Origin of the sequence: Candidatus Endomicrobiellum pyrsonymphae, assembly GCF_020328025.1 — a bacterium.
Lineage (GTDB): Bacteria > Elusimicrobiota > Endomicrobiia > Endomicrobiales > Endomicrobiaceae > Endomicrobiellum > Endomicrobiellum pyrsonymphae.
Genome location: NZ_JAIXMZ010000051.1, coordinates 1 through 8788 on the forward strand (window position 1 = coordinate 1; position 8788 = coordinate 8788).

Here is an 8788-nt window from a genome sequence, read left to right on the forward strand (position 1 = left end):
CATACAGAGTATTGTCAAAGAAACAAGAAGTGCTTTTCCGAATGTTAAGTTTGGCATACATGCCCACAACGACTCTGACTGCGCTGTTGCAAACTCTATTGCTGCAATTGAAGAAGGTTGTATATTAGCGCAGGGAACAGTAAACGGTTATGAAACAAATACTAATATTTGATACTACGTTAAGAGATGGCTCTCAAGGAGTCGGAATATCTTTTACAACGGAAGACAAAATAAAAATAGCAAAAGTTTTAGACTCTTTTGGCGTTTCGTACGTTGAGGGGGGTGGTCTGGATCCGGTCCTAAGGATGATTTGTTTTTTGAACAAATGAAAAAATCTCCTCTCAAACGCGCAAAACTTACAGCATAAGGAACAATACCTCCGTCAATGCTTCTTGGCATTGCCACCTCTTTCAGAGAAAGGGGAATTAACTACAACATGGATTCGTTCTTTTTCGCGAGACAAACGAAGTTTACCATCGACTGCATTAATTGGTGGACAATCGGCAAAATACAGATTCTAGGATAATTCAATGCTAGATAAGGATATATTAAAAAAACAGATACATCAGCTTGAAATAAAATCAAATAAACTTGTAAATGAAATTTTTGCAGGACAGTATCAAAGCGTTTTTAAAGGGCAAGGGATAGAATTTGTGGAAGTCAGAGAATATCAAGTTGGTGATGATTTTAGAAGTATTGATCGCAATGCTACCGCCAGATACGGCAAACCTTATATAAAACTTTTCTCACAAGAAAGAGAACTCACGGTAATATTTCTCATAGACGTTTCATCATCACAAAACTTTGGCAGCGCTGATAAATTAAAATCTGAAGTTGCAGCAGAAGCGACTGCTCTTTTGGCATTTTCATCTTTAAAAAATAATGATAGAGCTGGGATGCTTTCTTTTACCGATAAAGTGGAAAAAATTATTACGCCTAAAAAAGGGAAGAACACCATTTTAAGAATTATAAATGAGATTCTTGATTCAAATTCGTCAGGCATAAAAACATCGATATCAACGGCATTAAAAGCAATAAATGAAATATGGCGAAGAAAAGCCGTTGTTTTTCTTATTTCAGATTTTCAAGATGAAAATTATGAAAAAGATTTAATAATAACTGCAAAGAAACACGATTTGGTATGTATAAAAATAGAGGATAACAGAGAAAAAGATTTGCCGAAAGTGGGTTTAATTGAAATGCAAGATCCCGAGACAAAAGAGACAATGATAGTTGACAGCTCTTCTGTTGCAGAATTGTTTAAACAAAAGAGCAAAGCTCTTAATGAAAAAACTGACAGAATATTTAAAAACGCCAAAGTAGGTATTATAAATTTAAATACAAATGAATCTTATGTAAAGCCTCTCATAAGATTTTTTAAAGAGAGAGAACATCGAGCGGGTTTGCGATGAAATATTGTGTTTTTGCCAAGCATATTATTTTAAATAGCTTATTTGTTTTCTGTTTTTGTGCGTTTTTAAACGCTCAGGAGACGATAGAAGTTTCATTAAACAAAAACAGAGCTTATGTTGGCGATGTTATAAATTTTACTGTAAAAGTCCAACTGCCGCCAAATGCTCAAATAACCGCAAAGCAGAATTTTCATTTTAACGATTTTGATATCATAAGTTCAGATGTTAAACACTTGCCAAGCATAGAAAATACTTATGAATTAGATTTCAATATTGCCGCGTATAAAACAGGATCATTTACCATAAATCCTTTAACGGTTTTCTATATAAATCCAGATGGTACGAGCAATCTATTTTTAACTCCGGAAGAACATGTTGAAATTATAAGTGTTGCAGACAATGCTCAAGTGCAAGGTATAAAAGATATAAAAGCTTTAAAAAAATTTAAGATAAAATCTTTGCACGTTGCCTTAATTCTTTTTGTGTTGTTATTGTTTATTGTTTATGCTGCATTTACAGTAAAGAGCTTTGTTGAATATATAAAAAAATCAAAACAAGTTGAAATAGATCCTAAAACTAAGGCTTTAAACGCTTTGGAAGATTTGTACAAAACTAGAAGCGATATAAGCGCGAGAAATTTTTATTATACGATGTCGAGAATTTTGAGATCTTATGTATCTAAAAAATGTAATTTTGAGGCTATAGAAATGACGACGTCTGAATTTTTTGACAAAATTAAACCGATTATGCCTAAAGAAATTAATATCAATGAATTTAAAGACTACTTAAAAGTTTTTAATTTGGCAAGATATGCGGATTTTACACCTGATGAAACAAAAAGAGAAAATAATTATAATTTCACGAAAAAGCTTTTGGAGTTGTTATGAAATTTGCAAATCCGCTATATCTTTTAATATTTCTTTTGCTTTTAGCGTTTGTATATGCATACAGAAACATTATTAATAAAAAAGCATTTAAACCCTATATAAGTTTTTCGCGGATAAATCTTCTTGAAAATAACGGTGCGAGATTTAAAGAAAATCTTCTAAATCTCTTGAAAATTTTAAAATATCTTGCGTTGATATTGATTATCATTGCTGTTGCAAGACCTCAGAGAGGAAAAGTATTTGAACAATCAAACGATCAAGGTATTGATATTATAATGGCGCTTGACACTTCGACAAGTATGAGATCGATTGATTTTAAGCCTTTGAACAGGATGGAGGTTGCAAAAAAAGTTACGCAAGAGTTTATAAAGGTGAGAAAATATGACAAGATTGGATTAGTAATTTTTTCGGGACTTGCTTTTACGCAGTGTCCGCTTACGACAGATAAAGATTCTCTTGTTGAATTTGTTAAGAATATAAATATTGGGGATACAGGTCTTGATGGTACCGCGATAGGGTCTGCAATTATGACTTCAGTAAACCGTTTGAAAGACAGTCAAGCCAAAAGTAAAGTTTTAATACTTGTTACAGACGGCAATAACAATATGGGTGAAATTGATCCTATAACGGCTTCAAAAATAGCTCAAGAGTACGGCATAAAAATTTATACGATTGGTGTTGGCAGTCTTGAGGGAGCAATTTACGAAATACCCGATCCATTTTTTGGAACGAGAGAGTTTAGAACTACCCAGGATGCAATCAATGAAGATGTTTTAAAAGAAATATCTCGCAATACCGAAGGCGAATATTTTAGGGCTCAAGATACGAAATCTTTTGAGAATATAATGAAACAGATAGATAAATTGGAAAAATATGAAATCAAAGTAACGCAGTTCATTAAGTATAACGAGCTGTATAAATATTTTTTGATTCCCGCGTTTATTTTATTGTTGCTCATAATTGTTTTAGATAATACTTATCTAAGAAAGTTGCCGTGATAATTAAAAGGAAATTATGTTTGCAGATAAAGTTTATTTATTGCTTCTTTTTTTAATGCCTATCTTGATATTTTTCTTTTTCGTCGCGTTCAAAAAAAGAAAAGCAGCGTTGAATACGTTCGTATCAAGTATGAATATGCCGATACTTGCTGTTGTTAATTTGAAAGCGTACAAAGTGAAATATATTTTATTGCTTGTAGGACTTTTTTTTGTTATTCTCGCTCTTGCCCGTCCTCAATATGGCGAACAAAAAAGAACAGTTATAAAAGAATCGTCTGAGATAGTCGTAGCTTTAGACGTTTCAAAAAGCATGCTTGCCCAAGATTCTAAGCCAAATAGACTAGAGCAGGCAAAACTTATGGTGTTAAGAGTTGTTGAAGAAAGCCCCGGTGAAAAAATGGGCGTTATTATTTTTTCAGGAACTGCTATGTGGCAGTGCCCTATGACCTATGATTTGCAGGCATTGAAAATATTTTTACAAAGTGTTGAAGCAGGCAGTCTTCCTTTTGGAGGCACTCAAATAAGCGACGCAATTATACTTGCTTCTAAAGCTGTTAGCGGTAAGACCGCGTCAGAGAGAGCGATGCTTTTAATTAGCGATGGTGAAGATCATGATTCAAGAATAAAAGAAGCCTTAAATATTGCGAGGAAAGCGGAATTAAAAATTATTTCAGTTGGTATTGGCACACATGAGGGTTCTCCTATTCCTTTAAGAGATGAAACAGGGACCATAAGAGATTATGTAAAAGATAGGAATGGTCAGATAGTCGTAAGTAAAGCAAATTCGATTTTGCTAAAAAGTATTGCTGATGAAACCGGCGGAAAGTATTTTGATGCTTCCGATAAAGATATTTCGCCTATACTTATAAAGGCAGTTCGGGATTTAGATAAGACTAATGATGAAGTCAGCGAAAATGACACTAAAACAGATAGATTCCAGATATTTTTATTATTTGGATTGATTGCATTGTTTGTCGCCCTTTTGTTCCCAGTGAGTCGTAAAAAATGAAAAATGTAAAGTCGAATTAATAACAAAGGCTTTGTAACCTCTCATCTTATCTCGTCATTGCCACATCTTTTGTAAAAAGGAGAATTTACTACAGTGTTTTTATTCCCCTTTTTCTGAAAGGGGCGGTGGGGTGTAGCTCGACGCGGTGTATTGAGAAAACGGCAGTCGAAATTTGACGGAGTATCGTTAATTTGGAGTGAGATATTTTATCAATGAAAGATATTTTAAAAAAGAAATTATTTGTTGCAATGATTGTTTTATTGTTGTTATTAGTTTTGTTGATTTTTCTTTTTGTTTTTTCTCAAAGAAATATAAAAGAAAATAATAAAGCTGTAAAATATTTTAACGAGGGTAACTTTGAGCAGACTGCTGAAAGATTAAATAAAGAAATAGCAAAGCAATCGACTAATTATGATTTGTTAAACAATGCTGCAGGAGCGGAATACAAGCTAAATAGATTAGATGAAGCGCAGGCGAAATACAACTTGGTATTAAATTCTACGAATGCCAATGCGGAAGAGAAATTCACGGCTTTTTACGATTTAGGCAATGTCGAGTACAGAAAAGAAAATTTTCAAAAAGCTGGTGATTTGTATAAGAAGGCGTTAAAATTGAATCCAAGTGACAAAGATGCAAAATATAATCTCGAATCTGTATTGCTGAAGTTAAACGAAAAAGATAATCAGCAAAATAAACAAGATAAGCAACAGAAAGAACAAAACAAAAAGCGAAATAATAACCAGCAGCAAAATAAAGAGGCGCAGGATTTAAAAAAACAGATGGATCAAAATGATAAAGCTCAAAAGGAAAATGAAAAAAAGCGTCATGAAGAAAATAGTAACCAGAATAATAATGACAGTGGTAAAAATAAAGGTCAAAATCAGAACAAAACACAAAAAGATTTAGATAAAGAAAAACAAGAGCTTGATAAGAAAAAACAGGAACTAAGCGAGAAAATAAAAAAATTACAAGAGTTGAAACTAAACGAAAATAAACCTCAAAAAGTGCCTGAAAAACTCAAAGATGATAAGCCGGGCGAATTTTCTGGAACACAAAATCAGATACAAAAAGAAAATAAGAAAGGTACGCCTGCAGCAATGTTGTTAAATTATTATAATGAGTCCGATAAAAACGCCGATAAAGCAAGAAATAAAAATAAGAAGCCTTTGATAGATCAGCCTCAAGAGGATTGGTAAAATGTTAAAAAAGATAGTTTATTCAGTTATATTATTGTTTGCGACAGTTTATTTATATGCTGATATTATTTCTTTCAGGGCATCTATAGACAAAAAAACTGTTCCACTAAATGAATCGTTTGTGTATTCAATTACGGTAAGTGGGGATGATCAAAATTTTCCTGAACATCAAATAGGCAGTATTCCGGAATTTAACAGATTTGGGACATCGATTTCGAAAAGTATGTCTATAATTAACGGCAAAACAAGTATGAGCGTAACGTATGAATATACTTTGGTGTCAAGAAAAATAGGAAAATTTACAATCCCGCCTGCCAAAGTAATTTTTGGATGTAAAACATATTTAACTGAAAGTATTGAAATTGAAGTTACACCTGCCAAAAGCGTTCATTCTCAGAGCGTTCAAAATTTTCCGGTGAGTAATAATCAACAGAATTCAAAGAAGTATCAGTCTTCAAATTCTGCTGGTAAAGCTTTTGTTAAAGCTACTATAAATAAAACAACAGCCTATGAAAATGAAAAACTTATTTACAAATTTAGTTTTTATACGAATGTAGATCTAATATCAAACCCCGAGTATTATTCTCCTAGTTTTTCTGGTTTTTGGAATGATGGGTCCAAACCTAAAAGCCATTTTGAGGTTATAGATGGTTTAAATTATCGCGTTGACGAAATGGAGACAATTTTATATCCGGTGGGGACTGGCGTAAAAACTATTTTGCCCGCAAAATTGAAAATTGCTTTTATGGATTTTTCGGTGTCCGACGAAATAGATGAATTTTTTGGTCTTTTTGCAAATATGGGGCGAAGGCAGATCAAAATTTTAGAGACGAAAGCAATTGATGTAAAAATTCTTCCTTTGCCAAAAGATGATAAACCGTTCAATTTTTCTGGCGCTATAGGCGACTTTAAAATTAAAGCCTCTGTTGATAAAATAAACGTCAAGACAAATGAGCCTGTAACTTTGACCGTAACAGTAAGTGGTAACGGAAATATGAAAAGTGTAAGTAATATAAACTTTGACCTTTACGACGGTTTGCGCAAGTATGAAACTATAGTTTCAAATACGTTGGACAATGCGAAAGAATTTAAAACGATATTTATTCCTTTGATTTCGGGTGAAAAAAAGATTCCGTCGGCGACTCTTTCTTTTTTTAGTCCGTTAAAAAAACGATACGAAGTCATAAAAACACATAGTATAAAAATTCAAGCAACGGGCGATGCAGTATATTCTGATAAAGGTGTTGAAAATAATACAAAAATTAACATGAGGCGTAAAGATATTAATTATAACAAGTCGATAGAAAGTCTAGAACTGTATAATGGGCATCTTTTAAAAAACCCTGTATTTTATTCAATATTTATCCCCTTTATAGTTTTATTAATTTTTAGCGTATGTTATAGATTATATTCAAGTAACTCCGGCATAAATCCTTCTAAAAAATTAAAAAAATCTGGTTTTATAAATTTTCAAAAACTGATAAAAAAGGCTGAATCGAAAATCTTAAACAATAATCTTAAACAAGCGTTAAACTTAATCTATCAAGCGTTGATTGAAATTGTAAATATTAAGACAGGTGTTGCGTCGGATAATTTACAACAAAGTCAAATATTTGACAATTTACAAAAAAGCGGCGTAAACGGTGAAAATATTGACAAAATGAAAGAAATTTTAATAAAGCTTAACCTATACAAGTTTGCTTCAGTGCAATTAGATAAAGAATTGATAAGCGCGTTATTAGATGATGTTAAAACTGTTAGTTTAATTTTAAAATGAGCAATAGAGTAAAAATGTTAAAAAGTAAATTGTTGCAAAGTTTGCCAAACAAGATTCAAAAGTTAAGATTTGGTTTTTTTTCTTAGAGTTTTATTGTGCTTTAGTTTTTTGGTATCCGCTGTAGGTACAAATACAGCTTGGGCGAAAGAGGCGACGGCACTGAATGCGGATATTCCATTAGGGGATACGCCACCACCACTACAGCCGACATCATCATCACCAACATGACCACTGGATAAGTCACCATTAGGAAACCCAACTAAAGACTAAGAAAGGCAAAGATGACAAGAAAGGCCAAGATAAGGTTGATCAAGAAAGGCCAAGATAAGGTTGATGAACTCAAGAAAGCATATCCTAAACTAAGACTAAGCGCTGATGATATAAAAGATCTAAAATTGATTTATAAAGATCCTAATCTTGCCACTGGCGGAACAAAAGAAGCAGTGTTGGCTCAATTTATTAAACGTGTTGTAAAAATAAAAACCAGTGGGTATTTGGCAAACGTGATAAGAAGTGGTGGAAGCGAAAACGATAGCAAAGAAATATTTGCAAGGATAAATAACAGGACTAAGGGATGGAAATCCGGAGTATGGGCGCAGGTGAGCGTTGCACGTACGAAATACTCTAAAGATGATAATTCTTTGGGTGATTATACCGATACCCAAAATGGCGGATTTATAGGTTATGATAAATATATTGCTCAAGAGGACCTACCGGAGAAGTTGATGTTAGGCGTATATACTAAAGTTAATGGACATAACATATCTCAAGGATCTACAGATGAAGGGAAGATAACAGACACAGGCGCAGGTGTGTATGGTTCTTACGAAGAAGAAAAGTGGCAAGTAAAAGCGATAATCGGCGGAAGTTACGATGCGTATAACAACAACAAAAGAGAATTAGAAATATCGGTTTCTCAGCTAGACAGTGTTAATAAGAAACTAGTCAAAGCAAAAGATTTTGCCGGTTATGGCATAGGTTGTAACTTGGAAGGTGCGTTAAAAGTAAAATTGAGCAATAAGTTTAAGCTAAAACCATATTTTGGGTTAGACGCAAGAAGAAGCTATTATGATTCCATAAAAGAAGAAAGCTCAGATGAAGAATTACGTGTAAATACAGGAGCAGGAAACTATAATAGATCTTTTGCAAAGACAGGATTAGTTATAGAGCAAAAGATCAATAAGTTTGGCTGGAATGTAAATGCTGAATATAGGCGTTTATTAAGCAATAATCTTCCAAAAATAGTTAGCGCTTATACTTATTCTGGCGATTATGCTTGCGGTAGCGCTTATAAGACAATAACAGAAAAAGAAGTTGCAGATATTGGTACAGAAGAAGATAGGGATGTTTTGGGAGCAGGAGTTGGCGGAAATTATAACATAACGAAAAATGTTTCAGTTTTTGCAAACATAGACATTCTTATTGCAAAAGGGTATCAAAATATGAAAGCTAACTTAGGAGCAAGCTACAGATTTTGACGTACTCTAAAGTAGATGTTGAAGCAAAGAT

Annotated in this window: 9 protein-coding genes and 1 pseudogene; all 10 read left to right on the forward strand. The window is 33.2% G+C overall.

Translation table 11 applies throughout. The features are described 5' to 3' along the window. Positions 1-10 precede the first annotated feature (10 nt). The 10 genes and pseudogenes from LE180_RS05035 (at position 11) to LE180_RS05080 (ending at position 8757) form a co-directional block, all read left to right on the forward strand. Complete coding sequence (locus tag LE180_RS05035; protein ID WP_374134376.1) at positions 11-172, forward strand: hypothetical protein; 162 nt, start codon at positions 11-13, stop codon at positions 170-172. Next, positions 150-364, forward strand: a pseudogene (locus LE180_RS05040) (citramalate synthase); the annotation flags it as partial. The gene LE180_RS05035 and the pseudogene LE180_RS05040, both read left to right, overlap by 23 nt. Before the next feature lie 166 nt (positions 365-530). Next, entirely contained in the window at positions 531-1412 is an 882-nt protein-coding gene (locus LE180_RS05045) for a DUF58 domain-containing protein (RefSeq protein ID WP_374134368.1), read from the forward strand. Further along, positions 1409-2299: a hypothetical protein gene (locus LE180_RS05050; protein WP_374134369.1), complete on the forward strand. Its 891-nt coding sequence runs from the start codon at positions 1409-1411 to the stop codon at positions 2297-2299. Before LE180_RS05045 ends, LE180_RS05050 begins: the two co-directional genes overlap by 4 nt. Beyond that, positions 2296-3297, forward strand: coding sequence for a VWA domain-containing protein (locus LE180_RS05055; RefSeq protein ID WP_374134370.1), 1002 nt, complete (start codon positions 2296-2298; stop codon positions 3295-3297). Before LE180_RS05050 ends, LE180_RS05055 begins: the two co-directional genes overlap by 4 nt. A 16-nt stretch (positions 3298-3313) precedes the next feature. Beyond that, positions 3314-4306 (forward strand): VWA domain-containing protein, encoded by a 993-nt coding sequence (locus LE180_RS05060; RefSeq protein ID WP_374134371.1) that lies wholly within the window; start codon positions 3314-3316, stop codon positions 4304-4306. Positions 4307-4518: 212 nt separating this feature from the next. Beyond that, positions 4519-5502: a tetratricopeptide repeat protein gene (locus LE180_RS05065; protein ID WP_374134372.1), complete on the forward strand. Its 984-nt coding sequence runs from the start codon at positions 4519-4521 to the stop codon at positions 5500-5502. Position 5503: 1 nt separating this feature from the next. Further along, positions 5504-7279: a BatD family protein gene (locus LE180_RS05070; RefSeq protein WP_374134373.1), complete on the forward strand. Its 1776-nt coding sequence runs from the start codon at positions 5504-5506 to the stop codon at positions 7277-7279. A gap of 69 nt (positions 7280-7348) precedes the next feature. Beyond that, a complete protein-coding gene (locus tag LE180_RS05075; protein WP_374134374.1) occupies positions 7349-7507 on the forward strand; it encodes a hypothetical protein in 159 nt (52 codons plus the stop codon). Between the two features lie 77 nt (positions 7508-7584). Next, positions 7585-8757: an autotransporter outer membrane beta-barrel domain-containing protein gene (locus tag LE180_RS05080; protein WP_374134375.1), complete on the forward strand. Its 1173-nt coding sequence runs from the start codon at positions 7585-7587 to the stop codon at positions 8755-8757. Positions 8758-8788 lie beyond the last annotated feature (31 nt).

Coding starts and splice junctions, on each gene's coding strand:
- LE180_RS05045 (WP_374134368.1), top strand. CDS start 531: ATGCTAGATAAGGATATATTAAAAAAACAGATACATCAGCTTGAAATA.
- LE180_RS05050 (WP_374134369.1), top strand. CDS start 1,409: ATGAAATATTGTGTTTTTGCCAAGCATATTATTTTAAATAGCTTATTT.
- LE180_RS05055 (WP_374134370.1), top strand. CDS start 2,296: ATGAAATTTGCAAATCCGCTATATCTTTTAATATTTCTTTTGCTTTTA.
- LE180_RS05060 (WP_374134371.1), top strand. CDS start 3,314: ATGTTTGCAGATAAAGTTTATTTATTGCTTCTTTTTTTAATGCCTATC.
- LE180_RS05065 (WP_374134372.1), top strand. CDS start 4,519: ATGAAAGATATTTTAAAAAAGAAATTATTTGTTGCAATGATTGTTTTA.
- LE180_RS05070 (WP_374134373.1), top strand. CDS start 5,504: ATGTTAAAAAAGATAGTTTATTCAGTTATATTATTGTTTGCGACAGTT.